Here is a 23010-nt window from a genome sequence, read left to right on the forward strand (position 1 = left end):
GGGCCTACTTGCGCAGGCCGAGCTTCTGGATGAGCTTCTCGTAGCGGCTGACATCGTCTTTCTTGACGTACTCGAGGAGCCGCTTTCTCCGCCCGACCAGCTTCATGAGGCCGGACCGGGAGTGGAAGTCTTTCTTGTGATCGCCGAAGTGCTTGACGAGCAGGTTGATCCGCTCGGTCAGCAAGGCGACCTGGATCTCAGGCGATCCCGAGTCGGCGGGATGGGCCTGGTTGTCCTTGATGATCTTGGTCTTCTGTTCCTTGCTAATCACGCTTGAATATTCTCCTGATATTTTTTTTCCGGATCATTTTAACAGAAACCGCGCGGAATAACAATACTGTCTGGGATTTGCGGGGCGAAAAAGCGGGGGGAGAGGTCCGGGCTTCAGGCCGACAGGGCCTTCTTGCGGGCCAGAAGCTGGCGGGCGTACTTGGAGGTCAGGCTGCCCTGCTTGTCCTTGCATTCGGCCAGCTTGGCCTCGATCTCGGCCAGGGTCAGGGCGTTCATCTTCTTCCGCTTCGGGGCGTTTTCCTGCTTCTCGTCAGCCATGGGTCGATCCTTTCGGGTTTCTCGGGGGGCGCCGGAGCGGCCGCCGCGGACCCTTAATCTAACAGAAACGGCCGGGGAAGGCAAGCCGCCCGCCCGGCCGTTTACTCGAGGCCCCGTTTTGACTATGATGCGGATGACATGGACACCATGAAAAGACGGGCTTTCATCCGGGGGGCGCTGACGACGGCGGCCGTGGCCTCCGCCGGCGGCGCCGGCCTGGTCCTCCAGGGCTGTTCCAAGGGCAAGGACCTCGACCTGCTCATCGCCGGCGGCGAGGTCTACGACGGGTCGGGCGGCCCGCCTGTCCGGGCCGACGTCGGCGTCTCCGGCGGCGCGATCCGGGTCATCGGCCGGGTCCGCCGTTCCCGGGCCGCCGCCGTGATCGAGGCCGAAGGCCGGGCGGTCTCGCCCGGCTTCATCGACGTCCATGACCATACCGACGTCGGGCTGCTGGCTGATCCCAAGGCCGAGAGCGCCGTTCGCCAGGGCGTCACGACCCTGGTCAGCGGCCAATGCGGCGGGTCGCCCTTTCCGCTCACGGACGCGGCCGCCGCGGAGATGAACGAGGACCTCGGCCGGCGATACGGGCTGACCGTGGACTGGCGGGACATCGCCGGCTTCCTCGGCCGGATCGAGAAGTCGGGCGCCGCCCTCAACTACTCGACCTTCGTCGGGAACGGGACCGTCCGGGCCGCGGCCATGGGCTACGCGGACCGGCCCGCCTCGGCCGCCGAGCTCGACCGGATGAAGTCGCTCGTGGCCGAGGCCATGGCCGGCGGGGCGCTGGGGCTGTCGTCGGGCCTGGAATACACGCCGAGCAGCTCCGCTTCGACCGGCGAGCTCATCGAGCTCAGCCGCGTGGCGGCGAAGAGCGGCGGCGTCTATGCGACACACATCCGCAACGAGGACGACACCGTCCTCGAAGCCGCGGCCGAAGCGCTGCGCATCGCCCGGGAAGCGCCCATCCGGCTCGAGATCTCGCACCTCAAGATCGGGCGCGCGGCGAACTGGGGCAAGCTCGACGCCCTGCTGGCCATGATCGAAAAGGCCCGCGCCGACGGCGTCGATCTGCGCTGCGACCGCTACCCCTACATCGCCGGCGCGACGACCCTGGGGCTGCTCTTCCCGCTCTGGTCGCGAGAGGGGACCACGGCGGATTTTTTGGCCCGGCTCAAGGGCCCGGCGCTCGACGCCCGGCTTCGCGCCGCCATCGCCGAGGGGCTCAAGAAGCGGGGGAGCTGGGATCGGGTCATGATCTCGTCGGCGGCCTCGGACAAGAACCGCGTCTACGAAGGCATGACCGTCACCGAGGCCTCGGCCAGGGCCGGGAAGCCGCCGTACGAATTCGTGCGCGACCTGCTCGTCGAGGAATCGGGGACCGTCGGGATGATCAGCTTCTACGGGGACGAGAGCGTCCTGAAGCGCATCCTGGCCCGGCCCTACGTCGGGATCGGGGCGGATAGCGAGGCCGTCGCGCCTTACGGTCCCCTGGGCCAGGGCCGGCCCCATCCCCGCTATTACGGGACCTTCCCGCGGGTTCTCGGCAAGTACGTCCGCGAGGAGAAGGTCGTCCCGCTGGCCGAGATGATCCGCAAGATGACGGCCATGCCGGCGGCGCACATGGGCTTCGTCCGGCGCGGCATGATCAAGGTCGGCTGGGCCGCCGACCTCTGCGTTTTCGACCCGGACCGGATCATCGACAAGGCGACGTTCAAGGAACCGGCCGTCTATCCGGAAGGCATACATCAGGTCATCGTCAACGGCCAGGTCGTGATCGACGAGGGCCGCCACAGCGGACGTCTCCCCGGCAAGGCGCTCCGGAAGGATGCCGGCGGGGCCGTGGCATGAGGCTTGCCGCGAGGCCGTCCCGCCGGGCCGCGGCTCCGGCCGTTCTGGCCTTCCTGGCGGTCCTGGCCGTTCTGTCGGCTCCGGCCCTGCGTCCGCAAGCCAAGAGCCCGGCGGCCGCTCCGTCGGCTAAGACCGGGCCGATCGTCCGGCTGGCCTATCGGTTTCTCCAGCCGGGCGAACCGCTCCTCGTCTTTCTCGAATCAGACGGCTCGGTCCGCTCGGCCACGGTGACGTTCCTGGGCCAGGCCGCCGAGCTGCGTCCGGCGCCGGCCCGCCCGGACGGCGGCCCCGGCTTTCGCGCCTTCGCCTTTTTGGGCATAGACGTCCAGGCGAAGCCGGGCCCCTGCGTCCTGGCCGTGAAGGTCCGCAGGGCGGGCGGCGCCGTCGAGACCGTCCGCAAGGACCTGCTGATCGTCGATAAGAGCTTCCCGTCGGCCAAGCTGACGCTCGACCCGAATTACGTCACCCCGCCGGCCTTCCTGCAGGCCCGGATAAGGCGGGAGGCCGAGCTCGTCGCCCTGGCCATGAGCGTCATCACCCCGGAGTGGCTGGGCGACGGACCTTTCGTCGCCCCGAACAACGCGCCGTCGTGGTCTAACTTCGGCCAGCGGCGCCTCAACAACAACGTCCTCCAGTCCCTGCACTCCGGCCTCGACCTCCGGGTCCCGTTCGGGGAGCCGGTCGGGGCGGCCAACGCCGGCCGGGTGGTCCTCGCGGTCGACCTCTACCTCGGCGGCAAAACGGTCATCATCGATCACGGCCTGGGAGTCTTCAGCAGCTACGGCCACATGTCGCAGCTCAAGGTCAAGCGCGGAGACGCCGTCGCGAAAGGGCAGACGGTCGGGCTCTGCGGCACGACCGGCCGGTCGACCGGCCCGCATCTCCACTGGTCCGTCAGGATCCTCGGCGCCCGCGTCGACCCCGAAGCCATGCTCAAGCTGCCCCTTTAACGGGGTTTTTATCCAGATCCCGGGAAGAAGCTCTCTCCGGTTTTGCCCGGGATATGCCTCTTGCTCCCCGGCCCCCCGGGTGGCGGGATGCGGGCTCTTGGGAGCGACCGGCGGGATCGCGGCCGAGTGCTCGAAGCCGTGATCCTGCCAATATCCTAAGAAAGTGCCGGAGGCGTATCTCGTAGTGAGAACAAGTGAACAATCGCCTCTTGCGTTACGTGTATAAATGAGGTTACACTGGCGCTTCACATGGCAATCGAGGTCAAGGACCTGAGCTTCCGCTACGGCAAGATCGTTGCCCTCGACGGCGTGACCATGCGCCTGGACGGGGGAGCGGTCGGCCTCCTGGGGCCGAACGGGGCCGGCAAGAGCACGCTCCTGCGCATCCTTCTCGGCTTTCTCGCTCCCGAGCGCGGCGGGGGCAAGGTCCTCGACTACGACATCCGCCGCGACCAGGCCATGATCCGCCGCTCCGTCGGCTACATGCCCGAAGGCGACTGTTTCATCGCCGGCATGGACGCCGTGACCTTCACGGCCTATTTCGGCGAGCTCTCGGGCATGCCGCGCCAGGAAGCGATGAAGCGGGCCCACGAGGTCCTTTTCTATGTCGGGCTCGGCGAAGCCCGCTACCGCCTCCTCGACACCTATTCCGCGGGCATGAAGCAGCGCCTCAAGCTGGCCCAGGCCCTGGTCCACGACCCGAAGATCCTGTTCCTCGACGAGCCGACCTCGAACCTCGATCCGACCGGCCGCGTGGAGGTCCTCGAGCTTATCCGGGACATCTCGACCCGCAAGTCGATCCAGGTGCTCCTGTCGTCGCACATCCTCGACGACATCGAATCGCTCTGCGAGACGGTCGTCATCCTGAAGCAGGGCAAGGTCGCCGCCGAAGGCCGGATGGCCGATCTCCGGGCCATCGACTACAGCCTCTACGAGGTCCGGATCAAGGGCGATCACGGCGCTTTCCGCCGGGACCTCGAGGCCCTGGGCGGCCGCGTGGACGAGATGGAGGACGGGCTCATCAAGATCTACATGCCCGAGGCCGGCGACCGCATGGACATCTTCCGGGCCGCCGGCCGGACCGGCGTCCAGCTGCGCTCGTTCGTCAAGAGCCGGACCTCGCTCGAAGACCTCTTCGCCGGCGTCGTGGGGGTGGACTGATGGCCACCGTCCGGGAAAAAGGCTACAGCCACTGGGACGGCCGGCTGGTCGAGCGGCGCTTCCCCTGGTGGCCGATCACCCGGACGGGCATTCAGCTGGCCTTCCGCAAAAAGCGCTTCAAGCTCATCTTCGCCCTCACGTTCGTCCCGGCCTTCGTCTTCCTGGTCGGGCTCTACATCTCGGAGCGGCTGGAAGATTTCAAGACCATGATCCAGGGGAGCGACCGCCTGATCAACATCGGGCCGAAATACTTCGCCTCGTACTTCAACAACGACTCGCTCCTCTTCCTGATCGCCCTCGTCCTCGCGGCCGGGGCCGGCGGGCTCATCGCCGACGACCTGCGGCACAGCTCGCTCCAGCTCTATTTCGCCCGCCCCCTGGGCAAGAAGGACTATGTCGCCGGCAAGATGTCGGTGGCCGCCTTCTTCGTCCTCCTCTACACGGCCGTTCCCGGGCTCGTCCTGATCATCTTCAAGCTCGTTTTCGCCGGGAACTTCAAGTTCTTTTTCCAATATCCCTGGCTGCCCCTGTCCGTATTGGGCGAATCGCTCGTCCTGACCGTCTTCTTCGCCTTCTACATCATGCTCCTGTCCTCCGTGAGCAAGAGCAACCGCTACGTCTTCGTCCTGGTCTTCGGCGCCTATTATTTCTCCGACGTGCTGTTCCACGTCCTCCAGGGCATCTTCAGGACCCCGTACATGGGCCTGTTCTCGATCCCGGCCAATCTCAAGCAGGCCGGGGCGGCCATGTTCGGCCAGAAGCCGCCGCTCGCGGTGCCGGCCGTCTGGTCCTTCGCCGTCCTGGCCGGGATCTGCGCCCTGGCGGCCGCCGTCCTCGACCGCAAGATCCGCAGCGTCGAGGTGATCAAATGAACGCGGTCATCTCCGCCGCGGGCCTGTCCAAGTACTACGGCAACATCCTCGGCCTCAACGACGTCACGCTCGACATCGAACCGGGCATCACCGGCCTGCTCGGACCGAACGGGGCCGGCAAGTCGACCTTCATGAAGCTCATCACCGGCCAGATGAAGCCGAACATCGGCACGGTGACCGTGCGCGGCGTCCGGGTCTGGAACAACCCGGAGATCTTCCGGGCCATCGGCTTCTGCCCCGAGCCGGACGCCTTCTACGAGGACGTCACCGGCTGGGAGTTCCTGACCGGGCTGCTCCGGCTCCAGGGCTTCGCGGCGGCCGAGGCCGCCGAGCGGGCCGCCCGGGCCCTAGACATCGTCGACCTGACCGAGGTCAAGGACCGGTTGATCCGCGGCTACAGCCGGGGCATGCGCCAGAGGGCCAAGTTCGCCCAGGCCGTCGCCCACGACCCGGACATCCTCATCCTCGACGAGCCCTTGAGCGGCCTCGATCCGCTGGGCAAGCGCAAGCTCATAAAGCTCATCAAGGGGTTCAAGGAACAGGGCCGCACCGTCCTCGTCTCGAGCCACGTCCTGCCTGAGATCGAGGCCCTGACCTCGCGGATAGTGCTCATCCACCAGGGCCAGATCCTGGCCCAGGGCGACATCCCGTACATCCGCGACCTCATCGAGAGGCATCCGCACCAGATCTCGGTCCGGTCGAGCGACCCGCGGGCCCTGGCCGCGCGCTTTGTCGGCGACCGCTCCATCCAGAAGATGACCTTCGGGGACGACGGCCGGACGCTGGTCGTCGAGACGCATAAACGTGATGAGTTCTTCGGCCGGCTGACCGGGACCGTCCTCGAGGCCGGGATCGACGTCGACGAGATCTCGTCTCCGGACGACAACCTGCAATCCGTCTTCGAATACCTGGTGGAGAAGTGAGATGACCTTGGGGAGCGCGGCCGGCCGGGTCTTCAGGTTCTTCGCCTTCCTCGGTCGCCGGACCGGCCGAACCCGCGTCTTCGCCGTCCTGGGGCTCATCCCGGTCGCCCTGGCGGTCGTTGCCCGGATGTTCCTCCACGGCCGGGCCGGCCTGATGGCCGATGTTTTCACCGAGATCCTGATGGTCTTCTTCCTGCAGTTCTACATCGTCCTGCTGGCGCTCTTTTTCGGGACCTCGGTGACGTCGGAGGAAGTCGAGAACCGGACCCTGTCGTATCTTATCACCCGGCCGCTGCCCAAGCCGGCCGTCGTGCTGGGCAAGTACGCGGCCTACTCGACGCTCATCGCCGTCCTGGTCGCCGCCAGCCTGGCCGTTTCCTTCTTTATCCTGAACGCGTCCCGCCTCGGGGAGCCGGGCCTCTACGCGACCTTCCTGCGCTACCTGGGAGTCCTCCTCCTCGGCGTCCTGGCCTACATGGCCTTCTTCACTTTCCTGGGCGCCCTCCTCAAGCGGGCCGTCGTCCTCGGCCTCGTGTTCGGGTTCGGGTGGGAGAACGTCATCCAGTATTTCCCGGGCTCGACGCAGAAGTTCTCCATCGTCCATTACCTGAAGTCCCTGCTGCCGTACCACCCGGCGCCCGTCGGGGCCGGCGGGGGGAGGGGAGTCGCCCTGCTGCTCTTCCGGCTGGAGCCGACGAAGCCCCTGGCGGCCGTGCTGATCCTGACCGCCCTGACGGCCGCGCTGCTGGCGCTGGCCGGCTGGCTCTTCCGGACGAAAGAATACCTGCCCGAGGACTAGGCCGGCCTTACTTCTTCACGTCCGGGGCCGGGGCCTCGCCCTTCTTCTTGGCGTTCATGAACTCGCCGGCCTTGGCCTTGGCCATCGCGCCCATCTTGTCCATGACCTCGTGGGAAACGCTGATGCTGAGGCGGGTGTAATCGCCGCCCGAAAAGATCTGGACGCCGTTCAGGAATTCGCCGACGGCCGGCTGGTTGGCCCCGAACATCGCCCCCATGGCCTTGAAGCCGTTGAGGGCGGCGGCCAGGTTGGTGTTCTGCTCCTTGGTGCCGCCGACCGTCTGGATCTCGGCCAGGATGCCCGAGACCCGGTCGTCGAACATCAGGGTCAGGGCCTTGACGCCCTCGAGCATCTTGAGCTGGGGCTTGGAGGCGAGGCCCTTCTTGAGTAGGTCCTGCGGGACGGCGAAGGCGCCCCAAAGGATGCCGGATTTGTCGACCTTCTTGAGGACGGGCGCCATCCCGGCGTTCCTGGCCATGGAATCCGCCTTCTTCATGCGGACATCGATGATGCCCTTGAGGCCGTTCTCGCAGCCCAGGGCGATGTGGGAGTCGTCGAGGAACGCGGCCCGGGCCGCCTGTTTCTGTCCCTTCCCGCCGTCCAGGTTGCTGTAGACGGTCACGCCGTTGTAGATCTCTTCCTTGACCTCGGGGGCCTTGGCCTTGATCAGGGCCTGGAGCCTGGCCTTGTCGTACTTGAGGCTGATGATGACGCCGCCTTCCAGGCCCGAGGACGCGCCCGCGGGGACTCCGGTAAGCCCGGCCCCGATGTAGAAGATGTCCCTGGTCGGGTCGATGCCGCTCATGCGAACGAATTCGTCGAGCTTCTCCTTGGCCTTGGGATCCTGGAGCGCCTTGACGACCGCTTCCGTTCCCATGAGACGCCGGACGTCGAGGGCCGCGACACCCGTGGCCGACTTGGGCAGCATCCTGATCAGGGCCTCGCCCGCCGCCGCGCCCGTCTTGATGCCAGTGGCCGGGGCGCAGGCCGCGAAGAACGCCGCCAGAAGCAATGCCGAGCCGATAGCCGCTGTCTTTTTCATCGCCGGGACCTCCTTGTGGGTATGCTTGAAGTACGAAAGCCGCTCCGGGACGGTTCCCCCGCCCGGACTATACCACCATAGCCGGGCCGCGGGCAATATCCGGGCCGGGACAGGGGAGGGCCTGGCCCGGTCCGGCCGCGCGGTTGCCGGGGACCGCGTTTTGATATATTTTTAAGGGCTCCGGCCGTTCGTCGAGCGGCTTGGGGAGAAAGGAGCGCGAGACATGTCGAATCGTATCCGCGGAACGGTCCTCATCGGCAGCCTGCTTTTAGCCGCCCTCGTCCCGGCCCTGAAGGCCGCGGCGACCCCGGCCGTCCTCGGCCTCAAGGAGCAGGCCGCGATCTGCGACGGCTGGCTTCGGGTCAAGCTGGAGAAGGTCCTGCCTGAGCTCATGCGCCGCGAGAAGATCGATATGTGGCTCGTTCTCTGCGAGGAGTACAACGAGGACCCCGTCTATCTCTCGCTCGTGCCCTTCGCCGGCCTCTCGGCCCGGCGCCTGAGCCTGCTCGTCTTCTTCGACCGGGGCGGGGACAAGGGCGTCGAAAGGTTCGCCGTCAGCCGCTACGGCATCGGCGCCCTCTACCCGACCATCTGGAAGGCCGGCCAGGAGGACCAGTGGCAGGCCCTGGCCAAGGCCATCAAAGCCCGCGATCCTAAGCGCATCGGCATAGACGAATCCGAGGTCTTCGCCTTCGGCGACGGCCTCAGCGCGTCCATGAAGAAACGGCTGGTCCGGGCCCTCGGCCCCGACTACGCCGGGAGGCTGGTCAGCGCCGAGCGGCTGGCCGTGGGCTGGCTCGAGCGCCGCCTGCCCGAGGAGATCGAGGTCTACGACCATATCTGCGCGGTCGCCCACGCCATCATCGCCGAGGCCTTTTCCCGGGAGGTCATCACGCCCGGCATAACGACGACATCGGACCTCGAGTGGTGGATGTGGGAGAGGATCCGGTCCCTGGGCCAGACGACCTGGTTCGATCCGGGCGTCTCCATCCAGCGGCCGGCCTCGAGCCCGTACAAGGACAGCCCGGTCATTCACCCCGGGGACCTCCTGCATTGCGACTTCGGCATCAACTACCTCCGCTTGGATACCGATACCCAACAGCACGCCTATGTTCTGCGTCCCGGCGAGACAGAGGCCCCGTCCGGGCTCCGGTCCGCCCTGGCCCAAGGCAACCGCCTCCAGGATATCGTTTTCGGGGAGATGAAGCAGGGCCTGACCGGGAACCAGGTCCTGGCCGCAGCCCTGGCCAGGGCCAGGGGCGAGGGGCTGCGCCCGAGCATCTATACCCACCCGCTGGGCGTCCACGGCCACGCGGCCGGGCCGACGATCGGCCTGTGGGACAGGCAGGACGGCGTCCCCGGCCCCGGCGATTATCCGCTCTTTTCCGACACTGTCTTTTCGATAGAGCTAAACGTCCGGACCGCCGTTCCGGAGTGGGGCGGCCAGGACGTCCAGATCGCCCTGGAACAGGACGCGGCCTTCACCCGGGACGGCCCCCGCTTCCTCGACCGGCGCCAGACCGAGCTCATCCTGGTCAAATAGGCCGTACGACAAGGAGGCCGCCATGACCGACGAAAGCCGGACCTTCGAGCCGACGCCCCTGCAGCGGATCATCCGCGGCCGGCGCAGCATCCGCCGCTACCTGCCGGCGCCCGTCGAGCCGGAGAAGCTCCGGGCCTGCCTCGAGGCGGCGCGCCTGGCGCCGTCGGCCCATAACGTCCAACCCTGGCGCTTCATGGTCGTCGACGACCCGGCCCTCAAGGCCCGGCTGGCGGCGGCGGCCTTCAGCGGCATCTACAAGGGCTCGCAGTTCGCCGCCCAGGCGCCGGTCATCCTGGTCCTCCTGGCCCGGCCCGGCCGGGCCGTCGTGCGCCTGGGCTCGAGGATCCAGGGCGTGCCCTTTTTCCTGCTCGACATGGGCATCGCCGGCGAACACCTCGTCCTCCAGGCCGAGGAGCTGGGGCTGGCCACGTGCTGGATGGGCTGGTTCAATTACCGCAGAGCCCGCCGGGTCCTCGGCATCCCCCGGTCGTTCAGGCTCGTGGCCCTGATGCCGCTCGGCTACGCCGAAAAGCGGCCCCTGCGCGAGCCGCCCCGCAGGACCCTCGAGGGCATCGCCGCCTTCAACAAGGTGCCGCCCGAATGAAAGGGCAGCGGATGCTCGGCTTCATGGCCATCGCCTTCACCGTCTGGGGCCTCGTCAACTTCTACATTGCCCGCCGCGGCGCCCAGGCGCTGGCCCCGGTTCCCGGAGCCCGGCGCGTCTTCCTCATCGTCTACGTCGCCGGGGCGCTTCTTTTCCCCGTCGGCCGGATCCTGATGGGCTCCGTCCAGGGGCGCCTCGTCTCCCTTCTGGTCGAGATCGGGACCTACCACATGGGAGTCATGCTTTATGGGTTCATGGCCGTCCTCGCCGTCGACGCGGTCAGGCTGGCGAACGCGTTCGTGCCGTTCCTGCCGGCATCCCTCACCGCCGGCGGGGCGAGGACCGGGCCGGTCCTGTTCGCGGCCGTGGGCGGCGCCGTCCTGCTGACGGTCGCCGCGGGCGTCTGGAACGCCACCCGGCTGCGGACCGTCGATCTCGACCTCACGCTGCCGCGCCTGGGCGGCGCCGTCGGCCATCTGACCGTCGCCGCGGCCTCGGACCTCCATCTCGGGGCCCTGGTCGGGCCGTCGCGGCTGGAGAAGGTGGTCGAGCGGATGAACGCCTTCGAGCCCGACGTCGTCCTGTTCGCCGGCGACATCGTCGACGAGACCGTGACCGAGGCGGTCGAGTCCAGGCTCAGCGGCATCATGCGCCGGCTGCGCGCCCCGCTGGGCCTGTACGCCTGCCCCGGCAATCACGAATATTACAGCGGGCTCGAGCGGAACGCGGCCTGCCTCCGGGCCTGCGGCGTCACCGTCCTGCAGGACGAGGCCGTGGCCGTCGACCGGGCCTTCACCCTGGTCGGGCGGCGGGACGCCGGGTCCCTGGGCCGCGGCGAGAAGCGCCTGTCGATCGGCGGCATCCTGTCCCGGAGCGGCCTCCCGGCCGGCCTGCCCGTGGTCGTTCTCGATCACCAGCCGCTCCATCTCGAGGAGGCCGAGGGGGCAGGGGCGGCCCTCCAGATCTCGGGACACACCCATGACGGGCAGATGTTCCCGATCGGCGTCATCAACAGCCTGATCTACGAGCTCAACAGGGGTTACAGGAGGAAGGGCGGGACGCAGTACTACGTCACGAGCGGGGCCGGGACGTGGGGGCCGCCCCTGCGCATCGGCAGCCGGGCCGAAATCGTGCGCATTCGGATCTCGTTCGAGCGCAAGCCGTCCTGAACGGGGGAGCGCCAGGCCCGCACCGGGGCATGACGGCGGGCGAGGGATAAGCCGGGGAGAACGGGATTGGCCCGCTCCCCCCGGACCGGATCGGCGGGGGGACTTACTTCTTGACGGGGGGCTGGGGCGCCGCGGTCTTGGCCTGGTTGTAGCGGCTGACGATCTCGTCGGTGATGTCGATGGCCGGAGCGGCGGTGACGACGCCGCTGGTGGCCGCGTCGAGCACCAGGTCGAAACCCCGCTCCTTGGCCAGGGCCTCGATGACGGCGACCATCTCGACCCTGATGTTCTGGATGAGCTTGGTCGAGAGGGCGTTGGCCTCGCGGGCCTTGTCTTCTTCGTAGCGCTTGCGCTCGGTCGTCTTCTTGTCGATGTCGGCCTGGAGCGCCATCAGGGCGTCGTTGGTCATCGTCAGGCGGCCGGTGTTCAGCCTGTTCTCCAGGAGGCGGATGGCGTCGTCCTGCTTCTGGATGTCGGCCTTGATCTTGGTGTCGAGGTCCTGAAGCTGGGCCAGGGCCTTCTTGCCTTCGATCGAGGTCTCAAAAGCCTTCTGGGAGTTGATGATGGCGATCTTGGACGTCTGCTGGGCGTACGAAGCGCCGGCGACGGCCAGAACAGCCAGGATGATGAGTGGGGCGATGGCCCGGAACTTCTTCATGTGAGGCCTCCTCTGATCCTATGACTCAAAACTCATAACTCATTCCGGCAGGGAATGGATGCGGTATCTTACCACGATTGAGCGATTTTTTTAAGGGTTTCATTCCATTTCCGGCCAGGCTCAGATCTCGACCTTGAATACGCCCTTGAAGGCGAAACCGAAGACGATGGACAGGGCGAGATAGGCGACGAGCCAATGGACGCGCAGGCCGAAGGCGACAAGGCTGCCGGCCGGGTAGAGGATCTCGATCGAACGCACCGGCGTGCCGGCGGCGAGCGGCGCCTCGCCGGGATACAGGACCCGCTTCCAGAAGGAGCCGCGAGAGGCCAGGCCCGAGACCCTGGCCAGGGGGCCGCTCCCGACGACGACCGACTTCTCGAGGATCGCGCCTCCGGCGCGCAGCGTCAGCCGTCCGGAGCCGGGCGAGAGGGCCTTTATCCGCCAGACGACCTCGTGGAGGTCGGCGATGCGCACGGCCGGGGCCGAGATCTCAAGGCCGGGCGGGACCTCGAGGTCGAGGCCGGCCGCGACGGGGTCGGCCGTCGCTTCGAGCCCGGCCTTGACCAGCGTCTCGTCGCCCGGCCGGAGCGGCGCGCGGTCGTACCAGACGCTGAGCTGGGCCAGGATGAGGACAAGCGGCGCGATCATGACCGCCAGCGGCTTGAGGTTGGCGGCGAGATACGACAGATTGGCCTTGAGGATCGCCCCCTGCGAGGCCAGGGTGACCCGCATGTTGTCCTTGTAGAGCCGCATCTCGTAAAGGTGGGCCTTGATGAGGTCCTTGGCCCGGCGGATGGCCGCCTGGTTGGACGTCAGCTTGTAGACCTCGAGCATGAGCAGGGCCGTCAGGAACGAGACGGCGACCATCCCGAACCAGGGCGAAAGCCCCCGGAAGGGCCACAGGACGGCCCCGACGATCCAGCCGAAGACGAGGTTGATGACGGACATGGCGATCAGGAGAGGTAGCCGAGGCCTTTCAGCTTCTTCTTGATCTCCTCCTCGGAGTCGGCCTCTTCGAGCTTGGCCACTTCCTTTTCGAGGCAGTGGGCGACGAACTCGTCGGCGGAGGAGTAGCCGGACATCTCGGCGAGCTTCTTGATCTTGTCGAACAGGTCCTTGTCGATCTTGACCTTCACGCTGGCCATGGGGTGGCTCCTTTCTCAGTCTTTCGCGAGGACGTTCCGGCCGATCATCTCACCGGGCTTTTCGACCCCGAAGACCTCGAGCACCGACGCGGTCAGGTCGTACAGGGCCGGAGCCTCGGCCGTGAACTTGCGGTTCGAGAAGGCGACGCCGGGCAGGACCTCCGGCGCCGACATGTGGTCGCCGCTCCATTTCTGGGTGTTGTCCTCGAGGATCTCCTTGGGGAAGCCCCCCAGCGGCGACTGCCAGGAGATGCGATAGCCGCGGTTGAAGCCGAGGACGATGTCCGGGGCCATCTCGAGGTTCCGGCCCCGGTAAGCCTCCTTGGCGATGAAGGCCCGGAGGACCGGGTGCTCGCCGGTCTTGGGATCGATCACGGCCTCGAGCTTCCCGGCGATCTCCCGAAGGAGGCCGTCCTTCTCGGCTCCGGACGCGACGACGCCCTCGCCTTCGCGGCCCCGCTCGTTGATGAACAGGCCGTTGAGGCCCATGCCGTAGGCCCGGGTCTTCGACCAGTCGGTATTGTCGAAATAAGCCGACTCCAGCTGCTTCCAGGGCCGTTTGAGCCGGTGGTAGCCCTGCTGCAGGAGCCAGGTGTTGAGATTGAAGCCGCGCCGGAAAGCGTTGAAGCCGTGGTCGGACATGACCAGGACGACCGTGTCCTTGTCGGCCTTCCGCAGGGCCGCATCCAGGGCCCGGTCCAATTCGGCGTACGTCCGGGCGATGACGTCGCCGTAGCGGGCGGCGAGCTTCGCGTCGTAGGCCGGGTGGCCGGGATCCGTCAGGCGCCAGAACATGTGCTGGCGCTGGTCGGCGTTGGAGAAATAGAAGAAGAGCAGGCCCTCGTCGAACCGGCCCAGCTCGTACTCGAGCATGGCCATGCTCTCGTCGTAGACCATGGCGTCCTGGGCCAGGAATTCCTCTTCGTCAAGGACGTGGTTCTCGAGGGCGCTGGTGTCGGCCGGCAGGCCCTTGGTGAAGTAGGGGCCGAAGCGCCTCTCCAGCTCCTTCGAATACGACTCCGGCGTCGAGATGGGCAGGGGCGGCCGGGCCGGGTCCATGTGAACGGGCGAGACGTAGAGCTTGAACTTCGGCCGGACCTCCTTGAGGTAGAAGAGGCAGATGCCGTGGACGCTCTGGGTCGGGATGAGGTCGAAGTGGACATGGACCCAGCGGCTCCACTCCCGCTCCTTGAGGACGAATTCGTGGCCCTGGATGACGATCTTGGCCGCCGCGTTAGAGGGATCGATGAAGACCTGGAAGGGGACGGTCGCCTCCGGCGCGTCCGTCCGGAAGGTGTTGGTCGGGCCGGGAAGCTCGGCCTCGACCCTGTTCCCGGCCACGAAGACGTCGTAAACGCGCCCGCCTCCGCCGGCCTCCTGGGTGACCGTCGCCGAGTCATTCGTGAAGTAGCTGAACATGCCGTAGGAGCCCTTGAGGTCGGGCGTGTTCATCCCCGACAGGGTCCTCTGTTTCGAATCGACGGGCGGGTAGTTCGAGGGCATCTTGAAGACCGTCGACGGATGGCCGGACGCCTCGAGCAGCTGCCAGAAGGCCGGGCCGCGGCGGAGATTGCGGACCGTTCCGCCCGACAGCGGGATGATCGTCTTCCCGAGGCGGATGGTCTTCGCGGCCCCGGCCGTCTCCGTCGCGGAGAAAACCGGGACGTAGGTCTTCGGATCGCGGCTGAAGAAGTCGAAGATGCCGTGGCCGCCGGGGTCCATGCCGCTGATGAAGTTCGACCAGGCGACGGGCGACTGCGGCGGCAGGCTCGTCCCGAGGGGCCGGAAATCTCCTCCCGCCTCGAGCAGCCTCCGGAAGGACGGCAGCCGTCCCTCGTCGATCCAGCGCCGCGTCAGAACCGGGTCAAGCCCGTCGATGCCCAGGATGATCATCTTCTTCGACGTCCGGCCGTAGCCGTAGGCTTTCGGCCCGAGGCGGGCGGCGCCGCCGAGGCCGGCGGCCGCCGTGGCCGCGACCCCGGCCTTGAGGAATTGCCGGCGCGTCAGGGCGCCGTCCCTGCGTCCGTTCATCGTCCTTGCCCTTTCCCCTGTGCGGGACCGGCCTGCGTCCCGGCATCGATCAGGCTCCGCCCGTCCATGTGGGCCGGCGGGGCGATGCCGAAAAGCTCCAGGACCGTCGGCGCGACGTCCATGATCGACGGGTCGGTCCGCTTAAGCCGGAGGTTGGAGAACAGGACCCCCGGCACGAGGGCCGGATCGATGCAGTGATCGCCGCTCCAGGCCTTGGGGTTGTCCTCGATGACGGTCCCGCCGACGACGCCGGTGACGCCGTCCCAGGACGCCCGATAGCCCTCGTTGTAGCCGATGATCAGGTCCGGAGCGTTGTCCTTGTACGGCCCGGCGTAAACGGCGTCGCGGTCGTAGACGTGGGTGACCGCCGCGGGCCCGTTCGGGCCGTCCTTCAGGGCCAGGAGCTTGCGGGAGATCTCGGCCTTGAGGGCCTTGGCCTCTTCGCCGGGGGCCACCGTGCCGCGGGCCTCGCGGCCCTTGAGGTTGAGATAGACGCCGCCGAGGCCGAGCCCGTAGGCCCTGGTCCGGTCCCAATCGACGTCCTTGAACCATTCGCCGCTCTCGGCCCGGCCCTCGACGAGGCTGAGGTAGCCGTTCTGGCGGAGCCAGGCGTTGAGGTTGACGCCGCGGCGGAAGGACTTGAAGCCGTGGTCGGACATGACGAACAGGGCGCCCTTCGGGCCGAGGCCGGCCGCGACCCGGCCGACGAGATCGTCCATCTTCCTGTAAAGCTCCTCGATGACCGCCGGGCTCATCCGGGCCGGCGCGGCCTTGAGGGCCGGGTGGGCCTTGTCGAGGTAGCGGAAGAACATGTGCTGGATGCTGTCGGTCGTCTCGAAGACGATGGCCACCAAACCGCGGGGGGTCTTGGCCAGCGCGTTCTGAAGCATGCCTTCCCACTCGGCGTGGTTGGCGTAGGTCAGCTCGAGGAAGGCCGCTTCGTCGAGCGCCCCCTCGTTCAGGGCCCAGGTATCGTTGGCCTCGCCCAGGGTGATGTAGCGCCCCAGCAGCTTGGCCAGGTAAACGGCGTAGATGAACGGCTGCGAGATCGGCAGGGCCGGCTTCTCGGGGTCGATGTTGAGCGGCGTCACGTACATCTGGAACTTGGGCCCGAGCGAGGCGATGCGAAAGCGGCAGGCGCCCCGGACCTTCGTGCCCAGGCCGGCCTTGAAGACGACCGGGGTCCAGGGGCTGAATGTTTTTTCTTTCAGGAAGAACCTGGGATGGCCCTTGAGGGCCAGCCAGGCCCCGCCGGCCCCGGCGTCGATGGTGATCGTCAGCGGGACGCGGATCTCCTTCGGCTCCCGCAGCAGCGAGTTCTCCGGGCCCGAGAGCTCCGTCCTGATGACGTCGCCGTCCCGCCGGACGAGGACGGCCACGCCGCCTTCGTGCCGGCGGACCATGTCGGCGTCCTCGGTGAAAAAGGCGAACGTCCCCTGGCTGCCTTTGAGGTCAGGGGCGCACATGCCGGAGAGCATGTGGCCTTTGAACTTGTCGGGCGGGAAGGTGACGGGAACGCGCAGGACGGTCGAGGCGATGCCCTTGTCGCCCAGGATCTTCCAGAACGGGACGCTCCTGCGCAGGCCCCGGATCTCGGGCTTGGAGAGCTGGATGAGATACTTGCCCAGCGGCAGCGTCCGCCTGGGCCGGCCGATCCGGGCCGAGGACAGGTCGGGCAGATAGGTGCGCGGGTCGCGGCTGAGGAAGTCGAAGATGTTGTGCTTGGACGGCTCCGTGCCGGTCGTGAACGACGACCATGCTACCGGCGAGATGGCCGGCGTCGTCGTCCTCAGGCGGGCGTACGAGCCCTCCTTCCTCAGCCTGGCCAAGTGGGGCATCTTGCCCTCGGCCATGAACTTCTCGGCCAGCGTCGGCTCCATGCCGTCCAGGCCGAGAACGACGACGCGCTCGATGGGCCCTTTGCGGTAGGCCCGCTGGCCGCGGACGGCCCGCCAGGCGAAGCGGAAGGGCCAGGACAGCAGGGAGAAGACGGCCAGCAGGAAGGTCACGAAGAAGACCAGGAACGACGACAGGAAGGCGAAGCCGGCGCCGGGGCCGATGTAGGCGGGCAGGGGAGCGGCCAGGGCGCAGACGAGGAGGAGCGTCGCGGAGGCCAGGCGTCCGGGCTTCTTCATCAGAAGTTCTTGAGGATGACGGGGGCGAGGTCGGAGATCTTGAGATCGTCGCCGAGGTCCTCGGCGGACCAGAAAAAGGCGTCGTCCCAGGTGTGCATGCCCTGGAGCCCGGGCCGGCCGAAGACCTCCTTCTTCCGGACCGAGCCCTTCATGTCGAAGCCAGGCTCGGCAACGACGATGAGGTCGGGGCCCTTGGACGCGCACGGCCCCGAGTAGGCTTCTTCGGCCATGAAGACCCGGCGAACGACCCGGCGGCCCTGGCATTCGAGCTTGGCCAGCTTGGCCGCGATCTCCTCCTTGAGGGCCCGGCGGGCCGTGCGCTCGACGGAGCCCTTGGGGAACTTGCTCTTGTAATTGAGATAGATCCGGTTGGGATCGAGGGCGAAGGCCCGCGACCGGCCGTGGATGTCCTCGAGCGATTCGGGTTCGGGCTTGACGAACCGGAGGTAGCCGTTCTGCTCGAGCCAGGCGTTGAGATAGACCTCCTTCTCGGCGCCGCAGAAGCCGTGGTCGGACAGGATGTAGAAGCCGGCATAGGTGTTGGCGAACTTGTGGTAGGCGGCGACGATCTTGCCGATGAGCCGGTCGATGTGGCGGTAGAAATCGAGGAAGGCCTGGTGGGCCGGATGATCGGCGTCCTCGTAGGCCCGCCAGAGGAGGTGGTGGAGCCGGTCGGTCCCCGTGATGATGAACTCGAAGTAGTCCCAGCCGTCGTCCCAGAAGAAGTTGAGGGCCTTCTGGCCGCCGGCCATGGTCTTGTTCAGCTCCGGCCAGAGCAGCTCCGGGCGCTCCCGGCACTTGAGGATGTCGACGTCGATCTGGTAGCCCATCTGCTCCAGGGCGGCCCGGCAGCTCATGGGCCAGACGGCCCGGGCCAGCTCCAGGGCGACGAAGCCGGAGATGAGGATGCCGTCGGTCTTGCGGGCGGGATAGGTCGAGGGCTGGTTGATGATGACGCTCTTCTTGCCCTTGGCCCCGAGCTTGTCCCAGATGGTCGGGGCCTTGACGTCGAGGAAGTTGGGGAAGCGGATGGCGTAGGACTTGGGCTTGAAGTCCGTGAAGCCGAAGATGCCGTGCGTGCCCGAGTTCGTCCCGGTCATGAAATCCGTCCAGGAGACCGAGGAGATCTCGGGCAGGCTGGCCTTCATCCGGTGGATCTTGCCGACGTCCATCAGCCTGGCCATGGTCGACATGACGCCGCGGCGGGCCAGCTCGACGATCATCCCGTAGGGGACGCCGTCGAGCCCGATGACGCAGGCTTTGTTGGTCTTCTTCGGCTTGAGGTCGGCCATTTCGAGCTGTTCCTATCCCGGAACCACTTATATTATCTCAAGATACGGGCCCGGTCAATGACTTTTGAGTTGACAAGGGCCGCCGGCGGTTGTTAAATGGGGGCTCAAAAACGAGGTCATATGCAAGGATTCGACAAGCTCCGGGCCCATCTGGTCCGGGAATACGAGAAGAAGACGCCGCGGAGCCGCTCGGTCTTCCGGCGGGCCGAGAAAGTCATGGTCGCCGGGGGCAGCCACACCATCCGGCTGTGGCGGCCCTACCCGTTCTTCGCCGCTTCGGCCGAGGGCGCCCGGGTCCGCGACGTCGACGGCAACGGCTACATCGACTACTGGCAAGGCCACTACGCCAATATCCTCGGCCACAATCCCCGGAGCGTGCGCCGCCGCGTCGCCCCGTCGCTCGAGCGCGGCGCCTCGCACACGGGCTTCGAGGCCGAAGCCCAGATCGAGCTGGCCGAGACCCTCGTCCGGGGGCTCGGCGGGCGCGGGGCCAAGGTCCGCTTCACGACCTCCGGCACCCTGGCCACGATGTACGCCGTCATGATGGCCCAGGGCCTGACCGGCCGGGACCTGGTCCTGAAGGTGGGCGGCGGCTGGCACGGGGCTTCGCCGTACCTGCTGAAGGGCGTCAAGTACCGCCCGGTCGTGGGTTTCGAGGGGAAGGAATCGGCCGGCCTGCTCGACGACATCGTCCGCCGGACCCTGGTCACCCGATTCAACGACGCCGCAGACCTCGGCCGGATCGTGGCCGAGCACGGCGACCGCATCGCCTGCTTCATCGTCGAACCGTTCCTCGGCGTCGGCGGCTTCCTGGCGGCCTCGAAAGAATACCTGGAGACGGCCCGCCGCCTGACCGCGGAGCGCGGCATCATCCTGATCTTCGACGAGATCATCTCCGGCTACCGCTTCCGTCCCGGCGGCGTTCAGACGCTCTACGGCGTCCGGCCCGACCTGACCACGCTGGGCAAGATCATCGGCGGCGGCCACGCCGTGGCCGCGGTCGTCGGCCCCCGCGAGATCATGGACGAATGCGAGCACGGCCGCGACGGAGGCGCCCGGGTCTTTTTCGAGGGCGGGACCTTCTCTGCCCACGGCGAATACATGAAAGCCGGGATGATCATGCTGGCCGAGCTGGCCGCCCGGGCCGGGGCCATCTATCCACGGATCGCGGACCTGGGCGAAAGGCTGCGCCGGGGCATCGAAGCGGCTTTTGCCGAACAGGGGATCGCCGCCCGATGCACGGGCTGCGGGAACGAGACCGTCCGGGGAAGCTCGCTGTTCATGGCCCATTTCCCGCTCCGGCCCGGACTCGCGTATGACCGGCCCGAGGACATCCACGACCCGGACCGCTCGAACATCCCCATGCGGGAAGAACTGCTGAAGCTGGCCCTGCTCGTCAACGGCGTCAACGTCGTCCATGGCGGCGGAGCCGTTTCGGCCGCCCACGGCCCCCGGGAGATCGAGGCGACGATCGCCGCCTACGCGGAAGCGGCCCGGCTGTTCGCGAAATACCTCGATTAGGGCTCAGGCCGTCTTCTTCAGCTCGAACCGGCAAGCGCCGCTTCCGACCTTGAAGACCGCCCGATCCTGCCGTTCCCCGAGCGGCTCTATCCCCTCAATGGTTTCGACGGCGCGGCCGGCCCGCCAGAGCGTGCGGCCCGATTCGAGGATCCGGGCCCCGGGCCAGAGCAGGGGAACATGCACCTCGCCGGCGGCGCCGACGGGGATCTCGGCTTCGAGCGAGAAGGTCCCGTCGTCCTTCCGCCAGCTGGCCGCGACCCGGCCCGCTATCGTCTCCAGGGAGGCCTCGACGAAAGTCAAGTCGCCGAGGACATGCGGCCGGACCCGGACGGCCTGCCAGCCCGGCCGGAGCGGGGAGAGGCCGGCCAGGGTCCGGTAGAACCAGGCATCGACGCTGCCGAACATGATATGGTTCTGGGAATTCATGGCGGGTCCCGTCAGCTTCTCCCAGCGCTCCCAGAGCGTCGTGGCCCCCTCGGCCAGCATGTAGCCCCAGCCCGGATAGCTCTTGCGGGTGGCCATGCGGAAGGCCGCCTCGGCCTGGCCGTTCTCGGTCAGGACGTCGAGGATGTAGCGGGTCCCGAGGATGCCGGTGTCGACGTGATGATCGTGCACCCGGACGACGCTCTGCACGAGGCTGGCCACGACCTTGTCCTTGCGGCCGGCCGGGACCATGTCCAGGTAGAGGGGCAGGGCGTTGGACGTCTGGTCGGGCAGGTTGTCGACCGGGCTGACCCGGATGGCCGCGTACTGGCTCTCGCCGAGGAAGGCCCGGTTGAAGGCGTCCTTGATCGAATCGGCCAGCCGGCCGTACTCCCGGGCCTCGGCCTCGCGGCCCAGCACGCCCGCCAGCCGGGACATGATCAGGACGTCGTGGCAATAGAACCAGGTGGAGGTCAGCTCGACCGGGGTTTTCTTGGGCACGACGCCGCCGGGCGGACACCAATCGCCGTACTTGCCGAGCCCGCGGATGATGTGGCCGTCGGCGTTCCGGCCGAGGAAATCGATGTACGCCTTCAGGGCGGCGTAATGAGCGGCGATAGCCCGCCGGTCGCCGTAATGGTCCCACAGGAGCTCGACCAGCGTGGCGTAGGCGGCGCTCCAGGCCGGGTCGGCCGGATAGAGCCGCGGCAGGTAGGCCGGGGCGATGTCGGACAGGCTCCCGTCCTCCCGCTGTCCCAGGCGGATGTCGTCGAGGAACTTGGCGTAGAAGGCGGCCAGGTCGAAGTTGAAAACGGCCTCTTCGGCCGAGAGATGGGCGTCGCCGAGCCAGCCGTGGCGCTCGTCGCGCTGGGGGCAATCGGTCGGGATGCTCATGAGGTTAGAGAGCTGGCCCCAGAGGACGTTGCGGTGCACGGCGTCGACAAGCTCGTTCGACGACCGGAACCGCCCTGCCCTCTCGACGTCCGAGTGGACGAACAGTCCTTCGAGCGCCTCGGGCCCGGGCCGGCCGGGGTAGCCGGTCACCTCGACGTAGCGGAAACCGTGATAGGTGAACTTCGGCTCGTGGACCTCGGGCCCGCCGCCGCGGAGGATGTAGACGTCGGTGGCCTCGGCGTTCTCGTTCGGGCCGAGGTTGAGGGTGCCGTCCTCGTTGACGAGCTCGGCGTGGCGGAGGCGGACCTCGGTGCCCATCGGGCCCTCGACCTTAAGGCGGGCCCAGCCGGAGAAGTTCTGGCCGAAATCGAAGACCGCGGCGCCGTTCGGCAGCAGCCGCACCGACCGCGGGGCCAGCGCCTCGGTGACCCGGACGGGCGGCATCATCTGGGGGGCGAGGGGATAGCCGGGCACCGGGACGGCCGGGTCCCAGTGCCGGTCATCGAATCCTGGCTGGTCCCAGCCGTCGATGAGGATGCGGGCATCGCAGCGCTCGCCGCAGTAGAGGCCGTTCTCCTGGACCGGGCCGCCCGACGTCCGCCAGCTCTCGTCCGCGAAGATGATCTCCCGGCCGCCGCTCTCGTACTCGACCTCGATGCGGCAGGCCAGCTTCGGCGCGTCGTAGCCGAGGCTCCGGGTGTGGCGGCCGTTGCCGAGGATGACCCCGACGGCGTTCCGGTCCCGGACGAGCGCGGTCACGTCGTGCGAGGCGTAGAGGGCCTTCTTCCGATAGTCCGTCCAGCCGGGGTCGAGGACGCTCGTCCCGACCTTGGCCCCGTTCAGCCGGAGCTCGTAGTGGCCCAGGCCGGAGATGAAGATCATGGCCAGCGCGGGCCGGCCGCGAAGGCCGAACTCGCGGCGGAGGTAGATGGCGCAGGACTGGACCTCGTCGGGGCCGGGCTGGCCGAGCAGGACCGTCCCCCTGCTCCGGAACTCGGTCGTCCGGGCGGCGCTGACCCATTTGGCTTTCCAGTCGCCCGGCCTCAGGAAGGCGGTCACGAACGAGGCCGGCTCGCTCCAGGCGCTGGCCCGGCCGGCGCGATCCCACCAGCGGACCTTCCAGAAGTAGCGGGCGCAGCTGTCAAGGGGCTCGCCGGCGTATTCGAGGCCCGGCCCGGCCGGGCCTTCCATCCGGCCCGGGTCCCAATAGTCGCCGATGTCGCTCCGGAGGAGATCTTTCGATGACGAGACCAGGACCTGGAACGCCGTCGGGCGGTCGCCGCGCTCCGGGCTCTCGACGGTCCAGAAGAGCCGGGGCGCGGCCGTGTCGACGCCAAGGGGCTCGACGAGGTATTCGCAGCGCAGCCGGGTCGGGGGCAGGGGCGTCATGGGGACCTCGCGGGCGACGTTCTCGCTGCGGAGATTATAGTGGAACCGCGTCCCGGCCGCAA

Annotated in this window: 20 protein-coding genes; 10 read left to right on the forward strand and 10 right to left on the reverse strand. The window is 67.6% G+C overall.

Annotation, left to right across the window (positions count from 1 at the left end; translation table 11 throughout):
• Positions 1–4 precede the first annotated feature (4 nt).
• Positions 5–271: a 30S ribosomal protein S15 gene (gene rpsO, locus ABFD52_06685; protein MEN6560441.1), complete on the reverse strand. Its 267-nt coding sequence runs from the start codon at positions 269–271 to the stop codon at positions 5–7.
• A gap of 113 nt (positions 272–384) precedes the next feature.
• On the reverse strand, positions 385–549 hold the full coding sequence (locus ABFD52_06690) for a hypothetical protein (protein MEN6560442.1): 165 nt from the start codon (positions 547–549) through the stop codon (positions 385–387).
• Positions 550–696: 147 nt separating this feature from the next.
• Here ABFD52_06690 and ABFD52_06695 point away from each other — a divergent pair, with 147 nt between their 5' ends.
• The 6 genes from ABFD52_06695 (at position 697) to ABFD52_06720 (ending at position 7102) form a co-directional block, all read left to right on the forward strand.
• Positions 697–2397: a D-aminoacylase gene (locus ABFD52_06695; protein MEN6560443.1), complete on the forward strand. Its 1701-nt coding sequence runs from the start codon at positions 697–699 to the stop codon at positions 2395–2397.
• Positions 2394–3347: a M23 family metallopeptidase gene (locus tag ABFD52_06700; protein MEN6560444.1), complete on the forward strand. Its 954-nt coding sequence runs from the start codon at positions 2394–2396 to the stop codon at positions 3345–3347. Before ABFD52_06695 ends, ABFD52_06700 begins: the two co-directional genes overlap by 4 nt.
• A 249-nt stretch (positions 3348–3596) precedes the next feature.
• Positions 3597–4508, forward strand: a complete 912-nt coding sequence (locus ABFD52_06705; protein ID MEN6560445.1) for an ABC transporter ATP-binding protein — start codon at positions 3597–3599, stop codon at positions 4506–4508.
• Positions 4508–5380, forward strand: coding sequence for a hypothetical protein (locus tag ABFD52_06710; GenBank protein MEN6560446.1), 873 nt, complete (start codon positions 4508–4510; stop codon positions 5378–5380). The genes ABFD52_06705 and ABFD52_06710 overlap by 1 nt, the downstream gene beginning before the upstream one ends.
• Complete coding sequence (locus ABFD52_06715; GenBank protein MEN6560447.1) at positions 5377–6303, forward strand: ABC transporter ATP-binding protein; 927 nt, start codon at positions 5377–5379, stop codon at positions 6301–6303. Before ABFD52_06710 ends, ABFD52_06715 begins: the two co-directional genes overlap by 4 nt.
• A gap of 1 nt (position 6304) precedes the next feature.
• On the forward strand, positions 6305–7102 hold the full coding sequence (locus ABFD52_06720) for an ABC transporter permease subunit (GenBank protein ID MEN6560448.1): 798 nt from the start codon (positions 6305–6307) through the stop codon (positions 7100–7102).
• Positions 7103–7109: 7 nt separating this feature from the next.
• Here the strand turns inward: ABFD52_06720 and ABFD52_06725 are convergent, their stop codons facing one another.
• Positions 7110–8144 carry a hypothetical protein gene (locus ABFD52_06725; GenBank protein ID MEN6560449.1) on the reverse strand — a complete coding sequence of 345 codons (1035 nt, stop codon included), beginning with the start codon at positions 8142–8144 and terminating at the stop codon, positions 7110–7112.
• A 223-nt stretch (positions 8145–8367) separates the two neighbouring features.
• Here ABFD52_06725 and ABFD52_06730 point away from each other — a divergent pair, with 223 nt between their 5' ends.
• The 3 genes from ABFD52_06730 to ABFD52_06740 are packed head-to-tail and all read left to right on the forward strand — an operon-like array spanning position 8368 to position 11460.
• Entirely contained in the window at positions 8368–9687 is a 1320-nt protein-coding gene (locus ABFD52_06730) for a M24 family metallopeptidase (GenBank protein MEN6560450.1), read from the forward strand.
• A gap of 22 nt (positions 9688–9709) precedes the next feature.
• Positions 9710–10291 carry a nitroreductase family protein gene (locus ABFD52_06735; protein MEN6560451.1) on the forward strand — a complete coding sequence of 194 codons (582 nt, stop codon included), beginning with the start codon at positions 9710–9712 and terminating at the stop codon, positions 10289–10291.
• Positions 10288–11460, forward strand: coding sequence for a metallophosphoesterase (locus ABFD52_06740; protein MEN6560452.1), 1173 nt, complete (start codon positions 10288–10290; stop codon positions 11458–11460). The genes ABFD52_06735 and ABFD52_06740 overlap by 4 nt, the downstream gene beginning before the upstream one ends.
• Positions 11461–11563: 103 nt before the next feature.
• On the opposite strand, the gene ABFD52_06745 is transcribed toward ABFD52_06740, so the two are convergent.
• The 6 genes from ABFD52_06745 to ABFD52_06770 all read right to left on the reverse strand — a co-directional run bounded on the left by ABFD52_06745 (position 11564) and on the right by ABFD52_06770 (position 18721).
• Positions 11564–12118, reverse strand: coding sequence for an OmpH family outer membrane protein (locus ABFD52_06745; protein MEN6560453.1), 555 nt, complete (start codon positions 12116–12118; stop codon positions 11564–11566).
• A gap of 120 nt (positions 12119–12238) precedes the next feature.
• Positions 12239–13066, reverse strand: a complete 828-nt coding sequence (locus ABFD52_06750) for a hypothetical protein (protein ID MEN6560454.1) — start codon at positions 13064–13066, stop codon at positions 12239–12241.
• Between the two features lie 5 nt (positions 13067–13071).
• Complete coding sequence (locus ABFD52_06755; protein MEN6560455.1) at positions 13072–13263, reverse strand: hypothetical protein; 192 nt, start codon at positions 13261–13263, stop codon at positions 13072–13074.
• Between the two features lie 15 nt (positions 13264–13278).
• Positions 13279–15294, reverse strand: coding sequence for an alkaline phosphatase family protein (locus tag ABFD52_06760; GenBank protein MEN6560456.1), 2016 nt, complete (start codon positions 15292–15294; stop codon positions 13279–13281).
• Positions 15291–17429: an alkaline phosphatase family protein gene (locus tag ABFD52_06765; GenBank protein ID MEN6560457.1), complete on the reverse strand. Its 2139-nt coding sequence runs from the start codon at positions 17427–17429 to the stop codon at positions 15291–15293. The genes ABFD52_06760 and ABFD52_06765 overlap by 4 nt, the downstream gene beginning before the upstream one ends.
• Positions 17429–18721 carry an alkaline phosphatase family protein gene (locus tag ABFD52_06770; protein ID MEN6560458.1) on the reverse strand — a complete coding sequence of 431 codons (1293 nt, stop codon included), beginning with the start codon at positions 18719–18721 and terminating at the stop codon, positions 17429–17431. The genes ABFD52_06765 and ABFD52_06770 overlap by 1 nt, the downstream gene beginning before the upstream one ends.
• Before the next feature lie 120 nt (positions 18722–18841).
• On the opposite strand from ABFD52_06770, the gene ABFD52_06775 reads away from it, so the two are divergent.
• Positions 18842–20242 carry an aminotransferase class III-fold pyridoxal phosphate-dependent enzyme gene (locus tag ABFD52_06775; protein MEN6560459.1) on the forward strand — a complete coding sequence of 467 codons (1401 nt, stop codon included), beginning with the start codon at positions 18842–18844 and terminating at the stop codon, positions 20240–20242.
• 3 nt (positions 20243–20245) lie between these two features.
• Here the strand turns inward: ABFD52_06775 and ABFD52_06780 are convergent, their stop codons facing one another.
• On the reverse strand, positions 20246–22948 hold the full coding sequence (locus tag ABFD52_06780) for a family 78 glycoside hydrolase catalytic domain (GenBank protein ID MEN6560460.1): 2703 nt from the start codon (positions 22946–22948) through the stop codon (positions 20246–20248).
• Positions 22949–23010 lie beyond the last annotated feature (62 nt).

This window comes from Acidobacteriota bacterium (genome assembly GCA_039683095.1).
Classification (GTDB): domain Bacteria; phylum Acidobacteriota; class Aminicenantia; order Aminicenantales; family Saccharicenantaceae; genus RBG-16-66-30.